General features: G+C 69.8%; 21 protein-coding genes. 4 read left to right on the top strand and 17 right to left on the bottom strand.

Translation table 11 applies throughout. From position 1 onward, the window contains the following. Positions 1-46 precede the first annotated feature (46 nt). From ITP53_RS06665 to ITP53_RS06615, 10 genes are all read right to left on the bottom strand, one after another. Positions 47-316, bottom strand: a complete 270-nt coding sequence (locus ITP53_RS06665) for a gas vesicle protein (RefSeq protein ID WP_195894405.1) — start codon at positions 314-316, stop codon at positions 47-49. Beyond that, the gene (locus tag ITP53_RS57070) at positions 313-1,266 is read right to left on the bottom strand and encodes a GvpL/GvpF family gas vesicle protein (protein WP_236050525.1); all 954 of its coding nucleotides are present in this window, start codon (positions 1,264-1,266) and stop codon (positions 313-315) included. Before ITP53_RS57070 ends, ITP53_RS06665 begins: the two co-directional genes overlap by 4 nt. Then, positions 1,259-1,591, bottom strand: a complete 333-nt coding sequence (locus ITP53_RS06650) for a gas vesicle protein (protein WP_236050524.1) — start codon at positions 1,589-1,591, stop codon at positions 1,259-1,261. The genes ITP53_RS57070 and ITP53_RS06650 overlap by 8 nt, the downstream gene beginning before the upstream one ends. After that, positions 1,591-1,992 carry a gas vesicle protein GvpO gene (gene gvpO, locus ITP53_RS06645; RefSeq protein ID WP_195894404.1) on the bottom strand — a complete coding sequence of 134 codons (402 nt, stop codon included), beginning with the start codon at positions 1,990-1,992 and terminating at the stop codon, positions 1,591-1,593. Before gvpO ends, ITP53_RS06650 begins: the two co-directional genes overlap by 1 nt. A 4-nt stretch (positions 1,993-1,996) precedes the next feature. Beyond that, the gene (locus ITP53_RS06640; protein WP_328814165.1) at positions 1,997-2,236 is read right to left on the bottom strand and encodes a gas vesicle protein GvpG; all 240 of its coding nucleotides are present in this window, start codon (positions 2,234-2,236) and stop codon (positions 1,997-1,999) included. Then, the gene (locus ITP53_RS06635) at positions 2,233-3,012 is read right to left on the bottom strand and encodes a GvpL/GvpF family gas vesicle protein (protein WP_328814163.1); all 780 of its coding nucleotides are present in this window, start codon (positions 3,010-3,012) and stop codon (positions 2,233-2,235) included. The genes ITP53_RS06640 and ITP53_RS06635 overlap by 4 nt, the downstream gene beginning before the upstream one ends. Positions 3,013-3,050: 38 nt before the next feature. Then, complete coding sequence (gene gvpJ, locus ITP53_RS06630) at positions 3,051-3,455, bottom strand: gas vesicle protein GvpJ (RefSeq protein WP_195894402.1); 405 nt, start codon at positions 3,453-3,455, stop codon at positions 3,051-3,053. A gap of 134 nt (positions 3,456-3,589) precedes the next feature. After that, positions 3,590-4,594, bottom strand: coding sequence for a LacI family DNA-binding transcriptional regulator (locus tag ITP53_RS06625; RefSeq protein ID WP_195894401.1), 1,005 nt, complete (start codon positions 4,592-4,594; stop codon positions 3,590-3,592). Further along, positions 4,591-7,353 (bottom strand): glycoside hydrolase family 3 protein, encoded by a 2,763-nt coding sequence (locus tag ITP53_RS06620; RefSeq protein ID WP_195894430.1) that lies wholly within the window; start codon positions 7,351-7,353, stop codon positions 4,591-4,593. The genes ITP53_RS06625 and ITP53_RS06620 overlap by 4 nt, the downstream gene beginning before the upstream one ends. Before the next feature lie 104 nt (positions 7,354-7,457). Then, entirely contained in the window at positions 7,458-8,669 is a 1,212-nt protein-coding gene (locus tag ITP53_RS06615) for an ROK family transcriptional regulator (RefSeq protein ID WP_195894400.1), read from the bottom strand. Between the two features lie 336 nt (positions 8,670-9,005). On the opposite strand from ITP53_RS06615, the gene ITP53_RS06610 reads away from it, so the two are divergent. The 4 genes from ITP53_RS06610 to ITP53_RS06595 are packed head-to-tail and all read left to right on the top strand — an operon-like array spanning position 9,006 to position 13,069. Further along, positions 9,006-10,646, top strand: coding sequence for an extracellular solute-binding protein (locus tag ITP53_RS06610; RefSeq protein WP_195894399.1), 1,641 nt, complete (start codon positions 9,006-9,008; stop codon positions 10,644-10,646). A gap of 30 nt (positions 10,647-10,676) precedes the next feature. After that, the gene (locus ITP53_RS06605; protein ID WP_195894398.1) at positions 10,677-11,663 is read left to right on the top strand and encodes an ABC transporter permease; all 987 of its coding nucleotides are present in this window, start codon (positions 10,677-10,679) and stop codon (positions 11,661-11,663) included. Continuing rightward, positions 11,660-12,583: a carbohydrate ABC transporter permease gene (locus ITP53_RS06600; protein ID WP_195894397.1), complete on the top strand. Its 924-nt coding sequence runs from the start codon at positions 11,660-11,662 to the stop codon at positions 12,581-12,583. The genes ITP53_RS06605 and ITP53_RS06600 overlap by 4 nt, the downstream gene beginning before the upstream one ends. A gap of 33 nt (positions 12,584-12,616) precedes the next feature. Then, a complete protein-coding gene (locus ITP53_RS06595) occupies positions 12,617-13,069 on the top strand; it encodes a hypothetical protein (RefSeq protein ID WP_195894396.1) in 453 nt (150 codons plus the stop codon). Between the two features lie 162 nt (positions 13,070-13,231). Here ITP53_RS06595 and ITP53_RS06590 read toward each other — a convergent pair whose 3' ends face one another. From ITP53_RS06590 to ITP53_RS06560, 7 genes are all read right to left on the bottom strand, one after another. After that, complete coding sequence (locus ITP53_RS06590; protein ID WP_195894395.1) at positions 13,232-15,889, bottom strand: cellulose binding domain-containing protein; 2,658 nt, start codon at positions 15,887-15,889, stop codon at positions 13,232-13,234. A gap of 171 nt (positions 15,890-16,060) precedes the next feature. Further along, positions 16,061-16,528: a DoxX family protein gene (locus ITP53_RS06585; protein WP_195894394.1), complete on the bottom strand. Its 468-nt coding sequence runs from the start codon at positions 16,526-16,528 to the stop codon at positions 16,061-16,063. 71 nt (positions 16,529-16,599) lie between these two features. Then, positions 16,600-17,346 carry a hypothetical protein gene (locus ITP53_RS06580; protein WP_195894393.1) on the bottom strand — a complete coding sequence of 249 codons (747 nt, stop codon included), beginning with the start codon at positions 17,344-17,346 and terminating at the stop codon, positions 16,600-16,602. 60 nt (positions 17,347-17,406) lie between these two features. Then, positions 17,407-20,289, bottom strand: coding sequence for a glycoside hydrolase family 3 protein (locus ITP53_RS06575; protein ID WP_195894392.1), 2,883 nt, complete (start codon positions 20,287-20,289; stop codon positions 17,407-17,409). Positions 20,290-20,301: 12 nt separating this feature from the next. Beyond that, the gene (locus ITP53_RS06570) at positions 20,302-21,123 is read right to left on the bottom strand and encodes a carbohydrate ABC transporter permease (RefSeq protein ID WP_195894391.1); all 822 of its coding nucleotides are present in this window, start codon (positions 21,121-21,123) and stop codon (positions 20,302-20,304) included. Continuing rightward, positions 21,120-21,974, bottom strand: coding sequence for a carbohydrate ABC transporter permease (locus ITP53_RS06565; RefSeq protein ID WP_195894390.1), 855 nt, complete (start codon positions 21,972-21,974; stop codon positions 21,120-21,122). Before ITP53_RS06565 ends, ITP53_RS06570 begins: the two co-directional genes overlap by 4 nt. Before the next feature lie 4 nt (positions 21,975-21,978). Further along, on the bottom strand, positions 21,979-23,277 hold the full coding sequence (locus tag ITP53_RS06560) for an ABC transporter substrate-binding protein (RefSeq protein ID WP_195894389.1): 1,299 nt from the start codon (positions 23,275-23,277) through the stop codon (positions 21,979-21,981). Positions 23,278-23,293: the final 16 nt, after the last annotated feature.

Genomic DNA, 23,293 nt, shown 5'->3' with positions numbered 1-23,293 from the left:
GGATCTGGCTGGTCTTGCGGGTTCAAGGGGTCGAGTGGGTTCGGGGTCACGTGGTGCCCTCCAGCCCGTCCAGCGAGAGCCCGTCCGCCGACAGCCCGTCCAGCGAAAGTCCGTCCAGTGACAGCCCGTCCGCCGAGAGTTCGTCCACCGACGCGATGAGGGCGCGCAGCGAGATGCGTACGAGGTCCACGTCCGCGATCGACAGGACGAGGTCGCCGGTCAGGACGACGCCGCCTGTCAGCAGCCGGTCCAGCAGGTCGACGAGAGCTACGCGTTCGGCTGGCAACCGTTCCTGGGCCACCACGTCCCGTCTCAAGACGTCTCCAGGATCGTGAACGAGTACGGCGCCCAGGGACCGGTGAGCCGCAGGTCGACGCCGTCCCCGCCGAGGGTGCTCGCCATCGCGGCGAACTCCTCGTCCCTGCCCTCGTCCACGAGGTAGGCGCCGTTCAGCAGCATCCAGTCGTCGCGGCCGGACAACTGCGGGTCCTGGGCGCGGTGGCGGCGGCTGGCGGCGGCGAGGGAGGACAGCGCGGCGTGGATCTCCTCGGCCCGCGTGACGGCCAGCCGCCGCGCCTGCTCCCTGCCCCGCAGACTCGCCTGCCGGCGCTTGAGGTACGCCGTCCCCGGCATGCCCCCACCACGCTCCGGCCCTCCTACAAGCTCACCACCGCCACCGCGGTCGGCCCGCCCGGCGCGGTCTCCACTGCGGTCGGTCCGCCCGACGAGCTCACCACCGCCATCCGGCCGCCCGGCGCGCTCACCGCCAAGGTCGGTCCGCCCGGCGCGGGCGGGGCCGGGGGCAAGAGTCGTGGCGGGGCCGGCGCGGCGGTCGGTGGTGGGGCCGTCGCCGTTCAGTGGGAGTGGGGCCGCGGCCGGGTCCGCGTATGCCTTGACGCCCCATTCCTTGCGCCCCGTGACGTGGGAGAGCACCGCGAGGAAGTCGTCGTTGCGCCGGTCCAGCAGGGCGCGCACCTGGTCGTCGCCGTCGTAGACCGTGACGAGCCGGACCGGGGCCGTCGGGGTCGCCGCCGCCACGGCCTCCACGACGCGGTGGTGCGCGCGGGCCGTCCCCGCCAGCCAGTCAAGGTCCTCCAGCGAGCGGCGCAGCGGCACCGCGCCGAACTCCGTCAGTGGCACGCTGCTCACGTACGCGACGAGGCCGGCCCGGCTGATCGTGCGTACGTCCGTCTCCGCCACGCCGGCCGGGCACCCGGGGACGTGGTCCCTGGCGACCGCGTAGACGTACGTGCCGTAGTCACTCATGCGGCTCCCTCCTCCCTTCGACCGCGGCGAGGCGGCGGCGCAGTCTGCGGTTCTCGTCGACCAGCTCGCGGTCCCTGCCGCTGAGCCACGGGTCGTGCTCCCACCAGTCGATGCCCAGTTCCCTGGCGGTGTCCACGGAGGCGATCAGGAGGCGCAGCTTGATCGTGAGCAGCTCGATGTCCAGCAGGTTCACCCGGATGTCGCCGGCGATCACCACGCCGCGATCGAGTACGCGCTCCAGGATGTCGCCGAGGTTGGCCGGCTCGCGACCCATCGGGCCCGCACCGTAGGCCTGGCGAACGATGGGCGAGGACGTCCTGTCCATCAGTACGCCTCTCCCTGGTCGGCGTTGGCCCGTCGGTATCGCCTGATTCTCCGATATGACAGCAAGCTGCCCTCCGTATCCAGCTCGACCTCGTACAGTGCGAGAAGATCGCCTGATGATGGGATGCGGCGGTCCTCGACGGCCTCCACCCCGACCACCCAGCCCTCCTCGGTGGGCTGGACCGCTGTGACGCCTTCGATGTCCCTGGCGGTCAGGTCGGCGATGTGCCGCAGCCCGGCCTCTCCGGCCGTCGCGGCGCTCAGCTCGCGAGCCCGCCGCTCGACCGGCTCAGGGCCGCTCCGCTCGACGGGCTCGGGGCGGCTCCGCTCGACGGACTCCCGGCCGCGCCGCTCGACGGGTTCAGGGCCGCGCCGCTCGGCGGCGGGACGTCTGGCGGCCATCGGGTCACCTCCGTCCCGTCGTGGTCATCCCCTGGAGCACCCGCGCCACCGCCCGGCTCTCCTCCTCCTCGGTGATCTCCCCGGCCCGCCTGGCCGCCTCGATCTCCTCCAGCTGGTGCCGGATCGAGGTCGGGTCGTGCAGCTCGAGCTCGGCCTGCTCCTGGATGCGTTCGGCGAGCCAGACCAGCCCGCGCACCGGCGCGAGCGGCAGGCCGAGGATCAGTCCCAGCGGGCCCACCGTCACGCCCCTCCCGTCTGCGCGGTGACGAAGTCGTACGGCGCGAGCGGCCCGAACAGGCGGAGATCCACCCGCCCCGTCCAGCGCTCGGCGAGCTCGTTCGCCACCCGCTCCAGCTCCTGCTGCTCGCCGGTCCTGGCGAGCAGCGCCACGTGGACGGCGTCCCGCTCGTGCGTCGGCTCGCGGATGACCGCCGAGGTGAAGTGCCCGGACAACAGGTCGAGCACCAGGTTCGTGTCGGCGTCGCGCTTGACCTCGATCGAGGCGGCGATGATCTCGCCGATCCTGATCCGCTCGTTCCTGGTGGCGTCCTCCGGCCGGTTGCGGATGGCCTCACGCAGGCGCGCGACCTCCCGGTTCTCCCCGAGCACCTCCGCGATCACGGCCTGCTCGACGTAACGGCCCCTGAGGATGTACTCGGCCTGTCCCTTCAGCTCGTCCAGCGCCGCGCGGAACTCGTCGTGGTACGGCTTGAGCAGCTCCTCCACGATCGCGTCCGGATCGGACATCACCGCTCCGAAGCGGAACGGGAGCACGGGCGCCTGGGCGGCGGTCGCGTCGAGCAGCCGTTCGTGCGCCAGGTAGTCGCCGGGCTGCCCCAGGGGCTGGTCGACGTCGACGTCGCTGATGAGGGCGGCGATCTCGCCATGGCGTACGAGCTGAACCTCGCCGGCCGGATCACCGAGCCCGCGATCCTCCGGGGCCGCCTTGAGATCGGCGGGCACGACGCCGTAGACGTACGAGGCCAGGTTCTGGCCGCGGCGGGTCGCCTGCTTGGGCACGGAGGCACTGGAAACCTTGGTGGATCGTCCCATCTCGCTTACTCTTCCCTCTGCTTCCTGGGTGCCTTCTGGCGCGTCTCCGCGGCCTGGTCGGCGAGATCGGTGAGCTTCTCGTCGGCCGCCTCCAGCACTCCCTGGACCACCTTCTTCGTCTTGTCCACGCTCGGAGTGCCCTTCGTCTGCTCCAGGACTTCGGGCAGGCCCTGCTCACCGGTCTCGGACATGTCCAGCCGGTTGGCGGCCTCGGCGAAACGCAGGTAGGTGTCCACACTGGCCACGACGACGCGGGCGTCGATCGTCAGAATCTCGATGCCGACGAGCGAGACCCTGACATAGGCATCGATCACGAGACCCTTGTCGAGGATCGTGTCGATGACGTCGGCCAAGCCTGTCGGTGACGGACGCCCGGCCACCTGACTGGTAGCCGCCGGTTGCACACTCATACAGTTCCCTCCTTCGCCTTCGGCTGCCTGCCCGAGGAAAAGGACACTGAACCACATACGGCTAAATAACCGACAGAATTAGCGCACCCTGAGTTCTCGAATGATTACCTTCCGCAAACTTGGGTGTTTCCGGGTCAGGTGCTGGAGCGGACGGCGAGGAGCGGGGTGAGGAGGGTGGAGTCCGGCACCGTACGGCCCTCCAGCTTGTCCATGACCAGCCGCACGGCCTCCCTGCCCACCTCCTCCGCCGGGATCAGCACCGAGGTGAGCGGCGGACCTGCGCGCTCGGCCACGTCGTCGGGGCAGATCGCGATCACGGCCACGTCGCGCGGCACCCGGCGGCCCAGCTGGCGCAGTGCCGCCAGCACGTGGCCGACCGCCGCCTCGTTGTGCACGACCAGGCCGGACAGGGAGGGGCGGTCGAGGAGCAGGTCGCGTACGGTCTCGTACACCTCGTCGAACGTCTCCTCGCAGGGCAGCGCCACGCCCCCCAGCCCGTGCGCGTCCACCGCCGCGACGAACCCCTCCCGGGTGCGCCGGGCGAATCCGGTCCCGCGCTCGTACACCACGGACGGGGCCCCGAGCAGCGCGATCTCCTCGTGACCGCGCTCGGCCAGGTGCTCGACGCAGCGCGCGCCGGCGGCCGCGAAGTCGAGGTCCACGCAGGTCAGCCCGGCGGGCTCGGCGGGGAAGCCGATGAGGACGCTGGGCTCGGCCAGCTCGCGCAGCAGCGGCACGCGGCGGTCGTCCAGTTCGACGTCCATGAGGACCAGCGCGTCCACCAGGGCGCTCGCGGCCACCCGCCGGATGCCCGCGGTGCCCTCGTCGGCGGTCAGCAGCAGCACGTCGTGGTCGAAGCGGCGGGCGGCGGTGACGACCGCGCTGGCGAAGCGCATCAGGACGGGCACGTGCATGCCCGCGCGCAGCGGCAGCACCAGCGCGATCACGTTGGAGCGCTTGCTGGCCAGGGCGCGGGCGCCGGCGTTGGGGTGGTAGCCGAGCGCGCTGACGCTGTCGAGCACCCGCCGCCTGGTCTCGGCCGAGATCGTCCGCTTGCCGCTGAGCACGTACGAGACCGTGCTGACGGCCACGCCCGCGTGCCTGGCGACGTCGGAGATCGTGACCGTGCGCCCGCTCAAGCGCCGGCTCCGAAGTCGAGCGCGGCCAGCGTCACACCGTCGTTCTCGAACACCACGTAGAGATCATGTACGCCGTCCACGGCCGCGAGCGAGGCCGTGCCGGTGTGGTAGGCGTAGCGCTCGGTCCTGGGCACCGGGAAGGCGCCGATGACCTGGCCGTAGAGCGGGTCGCCGAGGCGGACGGTGATCATGCCGCCCTCCGCGCTGCCCGCCGTGGCCACGCAGGTCATGCTGCCGGTCAGGTCCACCTGCCTGAACAGGATCCAGGCGCCCTCCGCGCAGGACCGGACGGCGTCGCCGTCCACCTTGGTCTCGTCCACGAACGTGATCGCGTCGTACTCGTCGTGCTCGGCGCCGCGCAGCAGGCCGGAGCGGGGCGGGATGGTCTCGCCCTCGACGTCGAAGCGGGCGCGCAGGCGCAGGTCGGTGGCGCTGCGGCCGGCCATGAGCTGATGCGGCGCGCTCTCCACGACGAACCTGCTCCTCGTCACGTCCCAGAACGCCAGCTCGGAGACGGGCAGCGTCAGCGTGACCGTACGGCTCTCGCCGGGCGCGAGGCGTACCTTCTCGAAGCCGCGCAGGCGGCGTAGCGGCTGCTTGACGCGGGAGCGCTGCTGGTGGGTGTAGAACTGGACGACTTCGACGCCGTCCCGCGATCCCGTGTTCGTGACCGTTACCTCGGCGTGCAGCACGCCGTCGGCCAGGCGTACGCGCAGGTCGGCGTACTCGAACGTGGTGTAGCTGAGGCCGTGGCCGAAGGGGTGCAGCGGGAGGCCGCGGAAGTACAGGTAGGTGGCGTCGGAGGCGATGATGTCGTAGTCGAGCAGGTCGGGCAGCTCCTGCTCGGAGCGGTACCACGTCTGGGTGAGGCGGCCCTCGGGGTCGGCGTCGCCGAAGAGGATCTCGGCCAGGGCGTGGCCGTACTCCTGGCCGCCGTGCGCGGACCACACCACGGCGGGCAGGTCGTCGTCGGTCCAGGTGAGCGGGTAGCCGCTGGTGAGCACCAGGACGGTACGCGGGTTCGCCGCGCGCACCGCCCCCACCACGGCGTCCTGGGCGGCGGCGAGGGCCAGCGTCATGCGGTCCTCGGTCTCCCGGCCGTTCACGAGGGGATGGTCGCCGGCCACCACGACCGCCACGTCGGCGCCCGCGGCTGCCCTGGCGGCCTGCTCGGTGCCGCTCCTGACCACGTCCATGGCCAGCCACACGGCCTGGTCGGCGTCGTCCACCAGGCGCAGCACGCCGTCCTCGCCCGCGCCGACGTAGCGGCCGGTGGAGATGTGCCGCAGGGCAAGCGTGCCGCGCGGACGCTCCTCCATCCGGAACGTCTGCCGCACCTCCCACCCGTTCGGCCCCGGCTGGTCGTTCACCAGCGTCAGGTCGTCCGCGGACACGAACCGCCCGGTCACCACCGCCCGCAGCGCATAGGCACCGCCGCCCCAGTCGAACAGGTCGAACGCGCCCGCCTCGGACGCCCCCACGCGCAGCGGCCCGCCCGCCGGGTCGGCCGCCACGGGACCGGCCTCGGAGGTCAGCGTCACTCGGTCCACGGCCTCACAGAAGATCGTCTCGCAACGCTCGGCCAGCCCGGCGCGGGCGGTGACGGCGTAGGGCAAGGTGCCGCTGTACCAGTCCTCCATCAGCGCGTCGCCGAGTTGCCCGATCACCGCGACCCTGGTGACGCTCTCGTCGAGCGGCAGCAGCCCGTCGTTCCTCAGCAGCACGAACGAGCGCCGCGCCGCCTCCCTGGCCAGCGCCTGGTGCTCGGGGCAGTTGACCACGCCGTCGGTGATGTCGTCGTACGGCGTCGCCGGGTCGAACTCGCCCAGCCTGAACCTGAGCGACAACGCGTGCCGCACGGCCGTGTCGACGTCGGACTCGGCCAGCAGGCCCTGGGTGAGCGCCGTGCGCAGGTGGCCGAGGGTGGCCTCAGAGCGGTCGTCGTCCTGGGTGAAGCTGTCCAGCCCGGCCTTGACCGCGTGCGCGTACGCCTCGGGCAGCGTCTCGTGGTAGCCCTGCAACGCGGTCAGGTTGGCCGGCGCGTACGCGTCGCTGACGACGAGGAGGTCGGGCGCCCAGGCGCGCAAGACCTGCCCGATCAGCGGGCTGAGGTGCGCGGGCCGCCCGTTGACCAGGTTGTACGACGGCATCACGGCCACCGCCGCGCCCTGCTCGACGGCCGGTCTGAAGGCGGGCAGCTCGTACTCCCACAGCACCCTCGGCGGCAGCCCGCTGGAGGTCGTGCAGCGGTCGGTCTCGTTGTTGTAGGCGAGGAAGTGCTTGAGCGTCGGAGCCGTCTTGAGAACGCCGGGAGCGCTCCCACGAAGCCCGTGGGCGTAGGCCGTGGCCATGAGGCCGGTGAGCCACGGGTCCTCCGAGTAGCCCTCCTCGTTCCGCCCCCACCGGGGGTCGCGCAGTGGGTTGACCACGGGCGCCCACACGTTGAGACCCGCGCCCGCCGGGTCCTTGTGGTGGAAGGCGAGCACCTCGTCGCTGGTGGCCTCGCCCACCCTGCGCACCAGCTCCGGGTCCCACGTCGAGGCCAGCCCGACGGCCTGCGGGAACACGGTGGCCGGGCCGAGCCAGGCCAGGCCGTGCAGGGCCTCGGTGCCGGTGCGGAACGCGCCGAGGCCCAGCCGCTCGACCGGCGCCTGGTACTGGTGCAGCAGGCCGATCTTCTCGTCGAGTGTGAGCCTGCTCATCAGGTCGTCGATCCGGTCGGGAAGCGGGACCGCTGGGTCGCGGAAGGATTCGTGCATCATCATCCCTCTGAGAGTGTCGAAGCGCTTCGACGACCGGCCTGGGGAAGTTACGCGGACATTTCGGTGGGTTGACTGAAGGGTGCACTTCCTCGTGACCAAGGTCAAGGGATTCGCGACAATCCTCCCGGCAATCTTCCCGAGTCGACGGAGTCGAGCACCCTCGCGGCGCCTCCGAGCGCGGCCGCGTCGTGGCCCAGCGTCGAGGCCACGACCTGGCATCCGCCCGCTCCGGCGGCGATGACGCGCTCGTCCAGCTCGTCGCGGACCGCGGGGAGCAGCCAGGGCGCGAGCGGGACGTAGTGGTCGCCGAGGATCACCACCTCGGGGTTGAGCAGGTTGGCGAGGATGGCCACGCCCCTGCCCAGGTTGCGGCCGGCCGACTCGAACCTGGCCAGGGTGCGGGCGTCGCCGGCCCGCGCGAGGCGTACGGTCTCCTCGATCTCGAGCTGGACCTCGGCGGGCTCGGGGGTCCTGCCCAGCACGGCGCCGATGCCGGCCATGGCCTCCAGGCAGCCGCGCCGGCCGCAGTGGCACGCGGGGCCCACGGGGTCGAGCTGCACGTGGCCGATCTCGCCGCTGTAGCCGAGGCCGCCGCGGCGCAGCCGCCCGTCCAGGATGATCCCGGCGCCGACGCCCGGCTCGCCGGTGAGGTAGATCAGGTCGCCGGCGCCGGCGTGGGCGCCGAAACGCTGCTCGGCCAGGGCCGCGAGGTTGGCGTCGTTGTCGACCTGGATGGGGAAGCCGGGGTCGCGCAGCGCCTTGGTCAGGTCGCCGGCGAGGTCGGCGTCGTGCCAGCCGAGGCTGGGCGCGTGGCGTACGGCGCCCTGCGCGTCGACCAGGCCTGGCACGGCCACGGCCAGGCCGAGGACCTGGCGCTCCTCCTTGGCCATGCGGTTGACCACGCGCCTGACGATCGCGCCGATGCCGGCCACGCCCTGGTTGACGGAGTCGCCGCCGGAGAACGCGCGTCGCCAGGTCAGCAGCCGCTCCCCCGCGAGGTCGGTGGCCACGGCCGACACGGAGTCCGCGTCGATCTGGACCCCGATCGCCGCGTACGGTGAGCCGTCCAGGACCAGCATCGTGGCGGGCCTCCCCACCCGGTTCTCGGTCAACCCCGTCTCACGCACCAGCCGCCGGTCGATGAGGTCCGCGACCAGGCTCGACACCGTCGCCTTGTTGAGCCCCGTGGAGGCGGCGATGCCGGCCCGCGAGCAGGGCGCGTGCTCGCGGACGAACCGGAGCACGACCGCGAGGTTCGTGGCCCGGACGTCGGCGAAGTCGGCCGGCTGCGGGCCGGTCGTAGAAGTGATCAATATCAGCCCCGTTCCCGCCAAGAGATGATCCCAGCATGCCGCATCGCGGGCTCCCTTCACCAACCTCGGCCGGACCGCCGCCGGGCCGTCTTGTCCGGTCGGCGCCATAGCGGCAGTCCGCATCGCGGATTTCGCATCGGCACCAACCTGTGACCATGCCGGTCCCTTGTGGCTGCGGTCACAGTCTACTAATTTGTTTGGTCGCAATACCAACTAACTATAAAGGCCCCTTGGGGGGCTTCGCCCCCCAAGCACCCCCAGAAAAGACAACCAACACCCAACACCAAGACCCACACCTCGGGGGCTTCGCCCCCTACTCGGAGAAGGGAGCGAGCCATGCCGATCAACACGACTCGCCGCGGGTTCCTCGGCCTCGTCGGTGCGAGCGTTCTGGTAGCGGGCTGCGCTGAGAAGAGGACCGTGTCCAAGGGCACCGCCGTGGCTGCCGACAAGCTGAAGAGCCTGGTGCCGACGCGGGTCCCGTTCGAGATCCCCGGGCTCAGCCCGGACCTGCCCGGCAGCGAGTTCGTCCAGCCCGGCTTCCTCACGCGTCCGGCCACGATGGTGCAGGCCATCACCACCAAGCCGCTGACCAGCGGCAAGGAGGTGACCGCGATGACGCCGCTGTGGGGCACCGTGCCACCGGGCCTGGGCGACAACTCCTACTACGACACCGTCAACAAGCGTCTCGGGGGCGCCGTCCGGTTCAACATCTCTGACGGCAACACGTACGGGCAGAAACTGAGCACCCTGCTGGCCAGCGGCGACGTGCCCGAGATGCTCCAGGTGCCCGAATGGGAGCTCATCAAGCTCGCCCGCTTCACCCAGGCGGCCAACACGCTCTTCGCCGACCTGTCGCCCTACCTGGCCGGGGACAAGGCCAAGGAGTTCCCGATGCTGGCCAACTACGACACCGCGGCCTGGCAGTACGGCGTCTTCGGCGGCGTCCTGCACGGCATCCCCTGGCAGAACGACCCGTTCCCGTTCGCCACGTTCGTCCGCCAGGACATCCTCGCTGAGCTGGGCCTGGAGCACCCCAAGAGCGCCGAGGACCTGGTCGCGCTCGGCAAGGCCATCACCGACGCGAAGAAGCAGCGCTGGGCGTTCGGCGGCGGCATGGACCAGGAGCTCCAGCGGGCCTTCGGCGCGCCGCGCGAGTGGCGCAAGAAGAGCGACGGCACGCTCGAGTACAAGTACGAGACCCCCGAGTGGATCGCGTCGATCGAGTTCCTCACCAAGCTCTTCGACGCCGGCTACATCCACCCCGACGTCGTGGCCAACAAGGACGCCGACAACAAGGGCATCTTCGGCAGCGGCCAGATGGTCATCTACCGGGACGGACTCGGCTCCTGGCACGAGAACCTGGGCCGCTTCCAGCCCGACAACCCCGACTTCGATCAGCAAATCGTCGCCCCCTACCCGGCCAAGCCAGGCGGCACGCCCATCATGTGGCGCAACGACCCCGCCAGCATGTTCTGCTTCATCAAGAAGGGACTCGGCGACGCCCGCACCCGCGAACTGCTGGCGCTGGCCAACTGGTGCTCGGCGCCGTTCGGCACGCAGGAGTACGAACTGGTCAACAACGGCGTCGAGGGCGAGCACTACGACGTCGAGGACGGCAAGGTCAAGCAGACCGCGCTGGGGCGCAAGGAGGTCGCGCCGACGTACCTGTTCCTGGCCGGCCGCCCGAACGCCAACGCGATGAGCCAGTACGAGGGCCTCGTCCAGGGCCTGTGGGACTGGTCGACCACCGCCTCGAAGCTCCTGGAGAACGACCCGTTCGTGGGGATCCGGGTGGAGCGGCCGGCCAAGATGGCGGGCCTGGTCACGCCCACCGAGGACAAGATGCAGGAGATCTTCCGCGGCAAGCGTCCCGTGTCCGAGTGGCCCAGCATCGTCAAGGACTGGCAGGAGCAGGGCGGGAACGAGGCGCGGGAGTTCTACATGAAGGTCGCGCGGGAGAACGGCCGACTGTGAGGAGCTTTTCATGACCCCGGGGAGCCTCTCATGGGTCTCGTGACGGCCAGGAGACCGATCCGGCGCGGCACGCCCCCGCCGGGAACGGCCCCCGGCCCGGCCGGGCCCTCCTGGCGGGCCAAGCTGCGCAGGGACTGGCCGCTGCTGGTGATGAACCTGCCGATGCTGCTGGTGGTCGCCGGATTCTGGTGGGTCCCGGCGCTCGGCAACGTCATCGCCTTCCAGGACTACGACCCGTACGTCGACGGCATCCTGGGCAGCCCGATCATCGGCTTCACCAACTTCGCGCTGCTCTTCGAGGACCAGCAGTTCCTCCGGGCGATGGCGAACACCCTGTCCATCACCGCCTTCCAGCTCGTCTTCTACTTCCCCGTGCCGATCATGCTGGCGCTGCTGCTGAACAGCATCGTCTCCGCCAAGTTGCGGGCGTTCGTACAGGGTGTCGTCTACCTGCCGTTCTTCTTCTCCTGGGTGCTGGTCGTGGCCATCTTCCAGCAGATGTTCGGGGGCGCGGGACTGCTGGCCCAGCTCCTGCGCGAGCGCGGGTACGAGGCCCTCGACTGGATGACGAACTCCGACACGTTCATCCTGCTCATCACCTCCCAGACGATCTGGAAGGACGCCGGCTGGGGCGCGATCATCTTCCTGGCCGCCCTCAGCACCATCGACCCGAACCTGTACGAGGCCGCGGCCGTGGACGGCGCCCGCCGATGGCGCCGCATGTGGCACATCACGCTGCCCGGCCTGCGCCCGGTGATCGTCCTGCTGCTCATCCTGCGGCTCGGCGACTCGCTGAACGTCGGCTTCGAACAGTTCATGCTGCAACGCAGCGCCGTCGGCAGCGAGGCTTCCGAGGTGTTCGACACGTTCGTCTACTGGTCCGGCCTGCGTACCGGCGACCTCGGGTACGGCGCGGCGGCCGGGCTGTTCAAGGGCCTGGTCGGGCTGCTGCTCATCCTGGCGGCCAACCGGGTCGCGCACGCGCTCGGCGAGCGAGGGGTGTATTCGAAATCATGACCGTCCTGACCTCCAGGCTTCGTCCCAGGAAGCCCGCCGGGCTCGCGCCGTGGGAGGAGCGGCCGTCGCCGGCCGGGCGGCTCGGCAAGGGCACGCTGATCACCCTGATCGTGCTGATCGTGCTGGGGCCGCTCTACACGATCGTGCTGACCAGCCTCAGCTCCGCGGCCACCGTCAACCGGGTGGGCGGGCTGGTGCTGGTGCCCGACGGGATCACGTTCGAGGCGTACCGGCAGATCTTCTCCGACACCGTGGTCAGCCGGGCGGTGCTGGTGAGCACCGGGGTGACCGTGGCCGGGACGCTGGTCAGCGTCACGGTGAGCGTGCTGGGGGCGTACTCGCTGACGCGGCCGGGATCGTTCCTGCACCGGCCGCTGCTGTTCAGCGTCCTGCTGATGTTCGTGTTCTTCCCCGGCATCATCCCCGTCTACCTGATGGTGAGTGGGCTCGGGTTGAAGGACAGCTACTGGTCGCTGATCCTGCCGACGGCCGTCTCCGCGTTCAACGTGGTGGTGCTGCGGTCGTTCTTCATGAACATCCCACGGGAGATCATGGACAGCGCGCGCATCGACGGGGCCGGGGAGTTCCGGATCCTGTGGCGCATCATCCTGCCCATGTCGAAGGCCGTCACCGCGGTCGTCGCGCTGTTCTACGCGGTCGGCTACTGGAACGCGTGGTTCAACGCCATGCTCTACATGGACGACACGCGCAGGTGGCCGCTGGCGCTGATCCTGCGGCAGTACGTCGTCGACTCCAACCCCCTGCCCGCCGCAACGGCGGGGGTGACCGGCGACGCGCCGCCGACCCTGGCGATCAAGATGGCCATCGTGGTGATCGCCGTGATCCCCGCCCTCCTCTTCTACCCCTTCGTCCAGCGCCACTTCACCAAGGGCGTCATCGTGGGGGCCATCAAGGGCTGACTGCCGGGGGCTCGCCGGGGTAGTCGCCGTGACATGCACACACTCGTGAACGGCCTGATCGCGGGCGCCGCCGGCACCAGTGCGCTCAATATCGCCACTTACCTCGACATGGTGATCCGGGCGCGCGGGGCCAGCACCACGCCCCAGCGGGCCGTGTCCAAGCTGGCCGACCGCGCCCACCTCGACCTCGGGGAGGAGGAGCACGCCTCCAACCGCAGGGACGCCCTCGGCTCCCTCCTCGGCTACGCGACCGGCGCGGGCGCGGCCGTCTGCTACGGCCTGCTCACGGCCGGGCGGCGCCCGTCGTGCCCGGTCGGGGTGCTCACGCTCACGGCCCTGGCCATGACCGGCTCGAACGGCCCGCTGATGGCCATGGGTGTGACCGACCCCCGCCAGTGGCCGCCCTCCTCCTGGCTCTCCGACGCCCTCCCCCACCTGGCGTACGGGGTCACGGCGTACGCGGCGTACGAACTGCTGCGCCCCTGACAGGCCGCTATCGATTCGGCCGGCGCAGGCGCGTCACGCCGGATACCGTGCTGAGGAGAAGCGGGAGGATCAATGATGAGCCGTGGACGGCCGGCGACGTGGGCGAGGGCCCCCCGCAATCGCGGGGGGCCCTCGTGCTGCGTGTGGTCGATGCGCAGGGCGCTATTCGCCGGCGCAGGTGAGGGTGGTGGGTGGGGTGTGGGTGCCGGTGTAGGTGCCGTTGAAGCCGAACGACGTCGACGCGTTCGGGGCAAGGTTGCCGTTGTACGACACGTTCACGACGCTCACGTCGGCGCCCGTCTGGGTCCGGGTGCCGCTCCAGATCTGGCTGATCTGCTGGTTGCCCGACCAGGTCCAGGTGACCTTCCAGCCGGTGATCGGCGAGGCGCCGGTGTTCTGGACCGCCACCTCGGCCCCGAAGCCGCCCGGCCACTGACTGCCCGGCTTGTACGTGGCCGTGCAGCCGGTGCCCGTCGTCGGCGTGACGGTGGGGGTCACCGTGGGGGTCACCGTCGGGGTGACGGTGGGGGTGACCGTGACGGGTGGGCCGGTGCGGTCGCCGTAGATGATGCCGCGGCCGTTCGTGCCCAGGTAGACGCGCCCGTACACGCGCGGGTCGCCGGTGAGCGCCTCGCCCATGTTGCCGTACTGGTGCTTGTCGTCGTTGACGCGGACCCAGGTCGTCCCGGCGTCGTCCGAGCGGTACAGGCCGGTGACGCCGTCGATCGCGGCGACGGTGAAGATCGCCATGTACGTCCCCCCGGGCGCCGCCTTGCCGAAGCCGACGTTCACCGACTCGGTGATCCCGGAGACCTTGGTGAACGAGGCGCCGCTGTTGGTGGAGTGCCACAGGCCGCCCTCGCCGGCCAGCCACAGGTCGCCCTCCCGGCCGGGCACCGCCTTGAACTTGCCGCCGGCGGGCAGGCCGGTCGCCGCGGTGGCGGTGAAGGTGGCGCCGCCGTTGGTGCTGACGTACAGGCGGCCGCCGCTGAGGCCGTAGAACTTGGACGCGTTCACCCGGTCGGACTCCACGATCGCGTCCGTGGGCAGGCCGGACGCCTGCTGCCACGAGTTGCCGTAGCCGACCGAGTAGACCGGGGTCACGCCCCTGGGCGCCCACACGAAGCGGGAGCCGTCGGCCGCCGCCGCGACCGTGCCGCCCTCGTTGACGCCGCCCGGCTCCGTGCCCTGGAACCAGTTCGCGCCGCCGTCCGTGGAGAAGGCGACGTGGCTGTCGTTCGGGCGGTCGGCGTCGGTGAAGTTGCCCGCCCTGACCATGATCGAGGGGGACTTCTCCGCGTAGTCGAGGCTGGTGGTGGAGGTGAAGTTCGGCGCCGTGAACATCATCGGCGGTACGGCGTCCAGGTTCGCGTGCCGGAACCCGCCGATGTCACCCAGGCCGCTGACCAGGGGCGCGCCGCTCGGCGGGCTGATCAGGTCGAGCACGGCCGTCTCCTCCAGGCCCTTGGCCATGGGCTTGATGGTGAACTGGGTGCCCGAGTCCCACTTGGTGAGGTCCTCGGTGCCGTAGATCGTGGCGCCGGTGCCGTACATCATCCGGTTGGAGTCGAACGGGTCGATCTCCAGCGACTCGGTCATCCAGCCGAGCTTCGGCGTGACCTCGGGGAGTTGCGGATTGCCGCCGAACGTCAGCCACGGGTTCTCGGTGATGTCCATCTTGTAGCGGAAGGTGCGGTTCGGGTACGAGCCGAAGTCCCACACGCGGGTCCAGGTGGCACCGGAGTCCGTCGACCTGAAGAAGATCACGTCCGGCCACCAGGAGATCTGGGTGGCGACCATGAGCGTGCCCGGATGCTGCCGGTCAACGGTCAGGCCGCTGTAGCCGAAGTAGTCGTCGGCGCTGGAGGACGGGATGGGGCTGATCTGCGTCCAGGCTCCGGTCGCGGTGGCGTAGCGCCACACGTCGCCCTTGCCACCGTCGTACGGCCCGCCGGTGTCGCTCGTGGCGATGTACAGGTAGCCGTTGACCGGGTCGAGCACGCCCTTGTGCGGCAGGTAGCCGGTGGGCTGGCCGGCCACGCGCTGCCAGGTGGCGCCCGCGTCCGTGGTGCGGTAGACGCTGTTCGCCTTGTCGGCGACGCCCACGTAGATGGTCTTGGTGGCGGTGCCCTTGGCGGACGAGCGCGGGTCGTACGTCACCCAGATCACGCCCGGCTCGTGGCTGAGGTAGCCGGTGGAGTCGTTCGGGTCCTGGGCGTAGTCGCCGACATTGGGGAAGCTCGTCACCTTCGCCCAGGTCGCGCCGTAGTCGGTGCTGCGCCACAGGCCGTTGCCGTTGGGGGCGCCGAAGTAGAGGACGTTGTTCTTGTTCGGGTCGACGGACAGCGCCTCGCCCATGCCGCGGCCGGGCATGTTGCCGCCCAGCTTGAACGGCAGCGGCGCGACCTGCCAGGTGTCGCCCTTGTCGGTCGAACGCAGGATCGCGCCGTTGTTGGGGTCCCAGTCGTTGGTGTACATGCCGGCGGCGGCGTACACGCGGTTGGTCTCCACCGGGTCGGTGGCGAGGCTGATCACCCCGTTGTAGCCCCATTTGTCCCAGCCGGCCCAGTCGAGCAAGGGGGTCCAGGACTTGGTGGACTGGCTCCACCGGTACGCCCCGCCGATGTCGGTACGGGCGTAGATCAGGTTCCGCTCCGTCTGGTTGAAGATGATGCCGGGCACGAAACCGCCGCCGTCGATCCGCACGTTCTTGTACGCGTACGGGTCCGAGGCCACGGCCGAGACCGGCGACATCCGCACGACCGCAGCCACGAGCAGGACGGCGACGGTCGCGAGCATGACGAACAATCTTCTTCGCATGCGCGGCTCTTCCTTTCCAGGCACGCCGGCAGGCGAGCCAAAGGCGTCAGATGACCGCTATGCACGAGCAGAATGCAGGACCCTGACCGTCACCGCGCCTTCGCGCATGAGCTCATCAAGAAGGCTCACACACGCGCGCGGCCGAGGTCAATAGTTTGGACGCACAACGAATTAACTCACGCGCTCCGAGGACCTTCTGACGGCGCCCATGAGCGCCACCGCGATGTAGACGACCTGCTCGGGGATCCGCTGCCACAAGGGCGACCACTCCCCGACCTCTTCCATCGCGGCGTAGATGTTCGCCGGCAGCAGCACCACGAACAGCAGCGCCAGGCAGATCGCCGCGACCCGCCTGGTGGCCGGGAGCACCAGGCCCACGGCCCCGGCCAGCTCGAGCACCCCAGACAGGTAGACCATGAACGCGGGGAACGGCACGAACGGCGGCACCATGGCCGCCATGTCGGCGCGGTTGGGCATGAAGGTCACGCCGGCCGGCACGAAGTGGGCACTGGCGGTCATCACCATCATGACCGCCAGCCCATGGACGGCGCTCACCCGCCACGTGCCGAACCGGCCCACGCCGAGCGCGCCCAGCGAACGGAACACCAGCGTGGCGACGAGCAACACGATGAGCGTCATACGCCCCTCCTTGGATAATGGCGCTATCTACGTATAGATAACACCACTATCCAATGGGCGCAACCGGATGGCTAGCCGCGCGGTGCGGTGATGCGGACCCGGGAGCCCCAGCCCGAGTAGCGGGTCTCCGTGCTGAACCGGCTGTCGCCGGCGTCGACGCCCTCGAGGACATGGATGGCCGCCAGATGGGCGGCGACCAGCCTCTGGGGCAGGTTGCGGGCGTCGAGCGTGAGCCTGTACGAGATGACCGCCGTGTCGCCCCTGCTCAACGGCATCGCGGCCCGGAACCACGGCGACACCTTCGCGAGGTCGCTGTAGGAGATCTTCCCGGAGTACGTGCGGCCGTTCCGCTCGCCCTTGAGCAGGGCCTTGAGGGTGGCCGGCTCGGCCGGATTCACCACCTGGGAGTAGACGCCGCTGAAGCCGCCGGGCATGGGCATGAGGTCCTTGCCCCACTTCTTGCCCTTGGGCACCGAGCCGACCATCGGGTCCGTGGAGTAGACCTTCCCGCCGACCCAGATCGAGCGCCCCGAGCTCACGGGACGCATGTCGTCGAAGAGGCCGCCGGTGTGCTTCTTGTGGTCGGTGGTGATGTCGGACGCGACGACGCCCGACTTGTCGAACTGCAGCTTGCCCTTACGCCGCAGGAACGTCGTCTTCTTCGAGTCCTCCAGTAAGGAGGTGACGTCGGTGAACGTCACCCCCTTGCCCGTCCCCAGCTTGGCCTTCAACGCCTTGACCGGGTCCGCCACGGCGGCCTGGGCTGGGGCAGCGGCCAGGAGCACGGCCATGGCCGCAGCGACGATCATCCGCTTCATCGGGATCCCTTCGATGTCCGAGCAGTTCGCAGAGTCTGCCGGACACCGATCACGGCAAGATCACTGAGTCAGCGCGAAGTCCCTGATCCGCAGGTCGCCCTTGAACACGACGTACAGGCTGCCCTTGCCGGCCTTGACGGTGGCGCTCGTCGTGCCCCACTGGTAGATCCCGCCGGTGGCGGGCACCCGCGCGGTGCCGAGCAGCGGGCCGGTCGGCGAGCCGGCGCGCAGCTCGATCGCGCCGCCGCTCACCGACGACACCCCGGCCGTGAGGCGGGAGCCGTAGGAGGCGCCGGTGAACGCGATCCAGTCCCCCGCCGAGCCCTCGACGACGTCGCCGCCGGTCTTGGTCTCGTCCGCGAACACCACGCCCGAATAGTCGTCGAAGTCCATCGCCCGCGTGGTCCTGGTCAGGTCCCGTGTGGGGATGGTCTCGCCGTGGACGCGCAGGGTGGTCCGCTGGCGGATCCGCTCGGACGAGGAGCCGACGAGGACGTCGTGGGTGGCGTCCTCCACGACCCACCTGTTCCTGGTGTGGTCCCAGACGGCCAGGTCCGACCGCTTCAAGGGAAATGCCACGGTACGCGACTCACCCGGGTCCAACGTGACCCGCTCGAACCCGCGCAACCGCTTGACCGGCTGCTCGAAACGGGAGTCGCGCTGGTGGGTGTAGAGCTGGACCACCTCGTCGCCCCTGACCCTGCCGGTGTTGGTGACCTTCACGCTCACCTCGTCGCCGCGCGCCCGGAGCCCCTGGTAGCCGAACGTGGTGTAGCTCAGCCCGTGCCCGAACGGGTAGAGCGGCTTGTCCTTTCCGTACAGGTACGTCATCCCGGTCTTGGTCAGGTCGTAGTCCAGGATGCTCGGCAGGTCGTCCGTGGCCGGCCAGGTCTGGGTGAGCCGGCCGCCCGGGTTGACGTCCCCGAAGAGCACGTCGGCGACGGCGTGACCCGTCTCGGAGCCCGCGTGCGTGGTCCACAGCAGGTTCGGCGCGTCCACGACGACCGGGTAACTGGTCTCCAGGACGACGACGGTCTTCGGGTTGGCCTTGCGCACGGCCTCGATCAGCCGCCGTTGCCCGTCACCGAGCTGGAGGTTGCCGCGGTCGTGGAACTCGCGCCCGGCCACGAACGGGTGGCTGCCCACGACCACGATCGCGACCTCGGCCTCGGCGGCCTGGGCGGCGGCCGCGGCGACGCCGTCCGAGACGACCTCCTTGCCGAACCTGGCCGCCTCGGCCTTGGGCGCCAGGCCGAGCGTTCCGTCGGCGGAGACGCTGACGTACGGGTCGGGGAGGGCGTACCAGCTCTCGACGTTCTCGTAGCCGGCGTACCTGATCAGGTAGCTGCCGTCGGGCTGGCGTTCCAGGGCGAACTGCTGCTGGACGTACCAGTTGTTCGGCTCGTCGTCGTCGGTGTCGAGCGAGCGCCAGTCGCCGCCGAGCAGTTTGCCGTTGCCCGCGTTGCGCAGCGTGGACACGCCGGCGGTCCAGTCGGTCAGGTCCCACTGGGAGGCGGCAGTGGGGGCGGTGTCGATCAGCGCGGCGTTGTCGTCGGGGCCCGTGCCGGTGGCGGTGACGTACTTGCCGGAGTCGAGGTGCTTGAGCGCGATCCGCTCCAGGCCCTCGCCGGTGGTGACGTCGCCGACGCGTTCCTTGACGCCGGCGAGCGGCGTCACCTGGTAGGGCATCTCCCCGGAGTACCAGTCGCGGTACAGCTTGCCGGCCAGCGGTCCCACCACGGCCGCCGACCTGGGCTCGGCCAGCGGCAGCAGCCCGGAGTCGCGCAGCAGCACCGCCGCCTTGCCCGCGGTCTCACGGTTGAGCTCCTGGTTCGCCGGACTGTTGATCACCTCGTCGGTGATCTTCCGGTACGGCCCGCCGTCGGGGTCGAAGTGCCCCAGCCGGGTCCGTACGGACAGGACGTTACGCACCGCCTGGTTCACGTCGGCCACGGTGATGAGGCCCTGGTCCAGCGCGGCCGTGAGCTGCTCGGCCAGGGGCCCGCTCCGGCCGTCGTCGATCGTGAAGCTGTCCTGCCCGCTCTTCAGCACGGCGGCGAACGCCTCGGGCTTGGTGTCGTAGTACTTCTCCAGGTCGGTGAGCGCGTGCGGCCCCCAGGCGTCGCTGACGTTGTAGAGCGTCCTGTCCGTCCACGACCTGACCACCGCGTCCAGGTCGGGGTTGACGTGGTTGGGCCGCCCGTTGACCAGGTTGTACGACGCCATCACCCCGGTCGCGGCGCCGGCCGAGATCGCCGCCCTGAAGGGCGCCTCGTAGTACTCGTGCTTGAGACGCGGCGTCAGGTTGGAGGAGGTGAGACTGCGGTCGGCCTCGTTGTTGTAGGCCAGATAGTGCTTCAGCACGGGCGCCGTCTTCAGATAGAAGGGGTCGTCGCCCTGCAGGCCCTTGCCGTACGCCGTCGAGACGGCCCCGGTCAGGTACGGATCCTCCGCATAGCCCTCCTCGTTGCGGCCCGCCCGCGGGTCGCGCAACAGGTCCACCACGGGCGCCCACACCTGCAGCCCCCACAGCACCGGATCGACGGCGTTGTACCCGCGCGTCTCGTCACCGACGGCCGAGCCCACCTTCTTGATCAGCGCCGGGTCCCAGGTGCTGGCCAGCCCGACCGCCTGCGGGAACACCGTGCCGCTGGCCAGCTTCTGGCCCCAGCCGTCGTCGCGGTGGTTGGACCAGGCGACGCCGTGCAGCGCCTCGGTGCCGTTCTTGTGGTACGCGATCCCGAGCCGCGGGATCGCCTGCTGCGACTGGTGCAGCAGGCCGAGCTTCTCCGGCAGCGTGAGCCGGCCGAGCAGGTCGCTCACCCGCCGTTCCAGCGGCAGCCGCGGATTCTGGAACGGGAAGTCCGCGGCCTGCGCGGACGGCACGGCGAGCAGCGAGCCCGCCAGCATGAAGACGGCCGGCAACGGAACTCTTAATCGCATGAAGGTTCTCCATCACTTGATGGCGCCGACCGTCACACCCCGGGTCAGCGTGCGTTGGAAGATCAGGAAGAAGGCGACCGCCGGCACGATGCCGAGCAGGGCCGAGGCGCTGGACATGGTGGCGTCCATGTACTTCTCGCCCTGCAGGACGGCCAGCGCTACGGGCACCGTCTGGGTGTCGTTGGAGATCAGGAAGATCAGCGGCAGGAAGAACTCGTTCCAGGTCCAGATGAAGAAGAAGATCAGCAGGACGTTCAGTGTGGGCCGGCTGATCGGCACCACGATGCGCCACAGCGACCGCCACCGCCCCGCGCCGTCGATCGCCGCCGCCTCCAGGATCTCCTTCGGGAACTGGCCCAGGACCGCGCTCAGCAGGTACGTCCCGAACGCCGCCTGGATCACCGTCATCACGATGATCACCGCGAGCTGCGTGTCGTACAGGCCGACGGCCTTGGCCAGGTAGTAGAGCGGGTACGCCAGCGCCTCCTGCGGCAGCGTGTTGGCCACCAGGAACAACACCAGGATCGACAACCGGCCGCGCACCCGGCCGATGCCCAGCGCGTACGCGTTGAGCACCGACAGCACGACGGCGAGCACCGCCACGGACGCGCTGATCAGGAAGCTGTTCCAGAGCTTCGTGCCGAACGCGACCCGGTTCCAGAAGTCGACGATCCCCTGGAGGTAGAGCCCGTCGGGCAGGCTCAGCGGGCCCTGCGTGCTGTACTCGGCGGGCGACTTGACCGCGTTGAGCGCCACGATCACGAACGGCACCACCATCACGACCGCCAGCACGACCAGCGCGAACAGCACCGCCCACCGCCCAGGCCCCCTCATTCCGCACGCTCCTGGACCCGCAGGAACAGGAACGTCACCACGATGATGATCAGCGCGAGGACCGTGGCGATCGCGGAGCCGTACCCGACGTTGCTCTTCTGGAAGAAGTTCAGGTACGAGAAGTACGACGGCACCATCGTCGCGTTCCCCGGCCCGCCGCGCGTCAGCACGAAGATCGGCCCGAACACCTTCAGCGCGGCGATCGTGCACGTCAGCAGCACCACGAAGATCTCCGGGCGGATCTGCGGGATCGTGATGTGCCAGAACCTGCGCCACCACGAGGCCCCGTCGATCTCGGCCGCCTCGTGGTAGGCCGGGTCCACGCGCTGCAACCCGGCCATGAAGATCACCACCGGGTAGCCGAGCTGGAACCACACCATGACCGCCATGACCGTGGCCAGCGCCAGGTCGGGATCGCCCAGCCAGTCGAGCTCCAGCCCGAGAGCCTGGTTGATCGCGCCGTACGACGGGTGCAGCAGCCAGCCCCACACCACGCCGGCCACCGCCACCGGCAGCACCTGCGGCAGGTAGTACATCGCCCGCAACGCCGACGCCGTACGCGGCCCGAACCGCCTGCCGATGTAGTCGAACAACGCGGCGGCCAGCACGAGGCCGATCGCGGTCGGCACGATCGCCATGGCCACGATCAGGGCCACGTTGTGCTGGAACGACTCCCAGAACCGCTCGTCCCCCAGCAGCCGCGCGTAGTTGTCGAGCCCGATCCACCTGGGCGTGCCCACCCCCGACCAGCGGGTGAAGCTGGCGCCCACGTTCATCAGGAACGGCACCACGATGACGCCGGTGAACAGCAGCAGGCTGGGGATCAGGTAGAGCCAGTACCCCTTCCTCATGGAGCTAGTTACCGATGTCGGCAAGGTTGTCCTCGTACGGGCTCGCGATCTCGTCCAGCACCTCGGCGGAGGTCTTGCTGCCGTTGATGAGGTTCTGGACCCCGGCGACCAGCACGTCGTAGTAGCCGGGCGCGGGCCAGTCGGGGTAGAACGCCAGCCCGTCCGACGTCGTGAGCTTGTTGAACGTCTCGATGAGCTCCTTGCTCTTCGCGTCGGTGATCGCGGCCGGGTCGGCGGCCACGGGGACGCCGCCGGAGTTGCCGAGCAGGTTCTGGATGTCCTTGCTCATAGTGATGTCGATGAAGTCGTAGGCCAGGTCCTTGTTCTCCGACTTCTCCGGCACGACCCAGACGTTGCCGCTCGAACCCGGCGACATGGTGGCACCGGGGAACAGGAAGTGGCCCCACTCGAAGTCCTTGACCGTCGAGGCGATCCGGCCGTACCACCAGCTCCCGCTGATCATGACGGGGAAGTCGCCGTTCATGAACGCCACGCCCATGTCCTCAGCCCCGAGCCCGGCCGAGTTCTTGGCGATGTAGCCCTTCTTCACCCAGTCGGCGAACGTGTCGGCGCCGTAGGTGAACTCGGGACCGCGGAAGTCCACCTTGCCTTTGTAGGACTGGAACGCCTCGAGCCACGGCTTCTGCGCCTTGGTCAGCGCGAGCTGGTAGAAGATCTGCTGGGCCGGGTATTCGGCGCCGGCGTTCGCGATCGGCGTCACCCCGGCCTTGACGAACGTGTCCAGCCCGGCCGTGAACTCCTCGAAGGTCGTCGGCACCTTGACGCCATGCTTGTCGAACAGGTCCTTGTTGTAATAGACCATGACGAACTCGCCGTAGTTCGGGATGCCGTACCAGTTGCCGGTGCCCATGACGCCCCGGTCGTCATATTTGGCGGTGGTCTGCAGGCCGCCGGGCAGCAGCTTGTCCCAGCCGCGCTGGGTGGCCTCCTCCGTCAGGTCGGTGAGCAGACCCTGCTTGGACAGCAGCCCGGCGGTGGCGTTGCCCTTGTTGTACTCCATGAGGTCGGGCGCCTCGTCGGAGTTGAGCACCATGCTCGCCGTCTTCTGGATCTGCTCGAAGCCCTTCTCCTCGAACGCGACGGTCACGTTCGGGTGCGACGCCTCGAACTTCTTGATCGCCTCGGCCCACGCCTTGCCCATGGCGCTGTCGGCCGTTTCGTAGTGCCACAGCTTCAGCACGCGCGGCTGCCCGCTGTCGGCGGGGCTGTCCGCGCCGGAGCCGCAGGCCGACAGGGCCAGCGCGACGGCGGCCAGCACCGCCGCGCCTCTCAACTTCACCATGATCCCTCCAGGGAGT

The organism is Nonomuraea cypriaca, from assembly GCF_015645445.1.
In the GTDB taxonomy this organism is placed as follows: Bacteria; Actinomycetota; Actinomycetes; order Streptosporangiales; family Streptosporangiaceae; genus Nonomuraea; species Nonomuraea cypriaca.
This window is presented reverse-complemented; position numbering and strand designations above follow the sequence as displayed.

Coding starts and splice junctions, on each gene's coding strand:
- ITP53_RS57070 (WP_236050525.1), bottom strand. CDS start 1,266: ATGAGTGACTACGGCACGTACGTCTACGCGGTCGCCAGGGACCACGTC.
- ITP53_RS06650 (WP_236050524.1), bottom strand. CDS start 1,591: ATGGACAGGACGTCCTCGCCCATCGTTCGCCAGGCCTACGGTGCGGGC.
- gvpO (WP_195894404.1), bottom strand. CDS start 1,992: ATGGCCGCCAGACGTCCCGCCGCCGAGCGGCGCGGCCCTGAACCCGTC.
- gvpJ (WP_195894402.1), bottom strand. CDS start 3,455: ATGAGTGTGCAACCGGCGGCTACCAGTCAGGTGGCCGGGCGTCCGTCA.
- ITP53_RS06620 (WP_195894430.1), bottom strand. CDS start 7,353: ATGCACGAATCCTTCCGCGACCCAGCGGTCCCGCTTCCCGACCGGATC.
- ITP53_RS06610 (WP_195894399.1), top strand. CDS start 9,006: ATGCCGATCAACACGACTCGCCGCGGGTTCCTCGGCCTCGTCGGTGCG.
- ITP53_RS06605 (WP_195894398.1), top strand. CDS start 10,677: ATGGGTCTCGTGACGGCCAGGAGACCGATCCGGCGCGGCACGCCCCCG.
- ITP53_RS06600 (WP_195894397.1), top strand. CDS start 11,660: ATGACCGTCCTGACCTCCAGGCTTCGTCCCAGGAAGCCCGCCGGGCTC.
- ITP53_RS06595 (WP_195894396.1), top strand. CDS start 12,617: ATGCACACACTCGTGAACGGCCTGATCGCGGGCGCCGCCGGCACCAGT.
- ITP53_RS06590 (WP_195894395.1), bottom strand. CDS start 15,889: ATGCGAAGAAGATTGTTCGTCATGCTCGCGACCGTCGCCGTCCTGCTC.
- ITP53_RS06585 (WP_195894394.1), bottom strand. CDS start 16,528: ATGACGCTCATCGTGTTGCTCGTCGCCACGCTGGTGTTCCGTTCGCTG.
- ITP53_RS06580 (WP_195894393.1), bottom strand. CDS start 17,346: ATGAAGCGGATGATCGTCGCTGCGGCCATGGCCGTGCTCCTGGCCGCT.
- ITP53_RS06575 (WP_195894392.1), bottom strand. CDS start 20,289: ATGCGATTAAGAGTTCCGTTGCCGGCCGTCTTCATGCTGGCGGGCTCG.
- ITP53_RS06570 (WP_195894391.1), bottom strand. CDS start 21,123: ATGAGGGGGCCTGGGCGGTGGGCGGTGCTGTTCGCGCTGGTCGTGCTG.
- ITP53_RS06565 (WP_195894390.1), bottom strand. CDS start 21,974: ATGAGGAAGGGGTACTGGCTCTACCTGATCCCCAGCCTGCTGCTGTTC.
- ITP53_RS06560 (WP_195894389.1), bottom strand. CDS start 23,277: ATGGTGAAGTTGAGAGGCGCGGCGGTGCTGGCCGCCGTCGCGCTGGCC.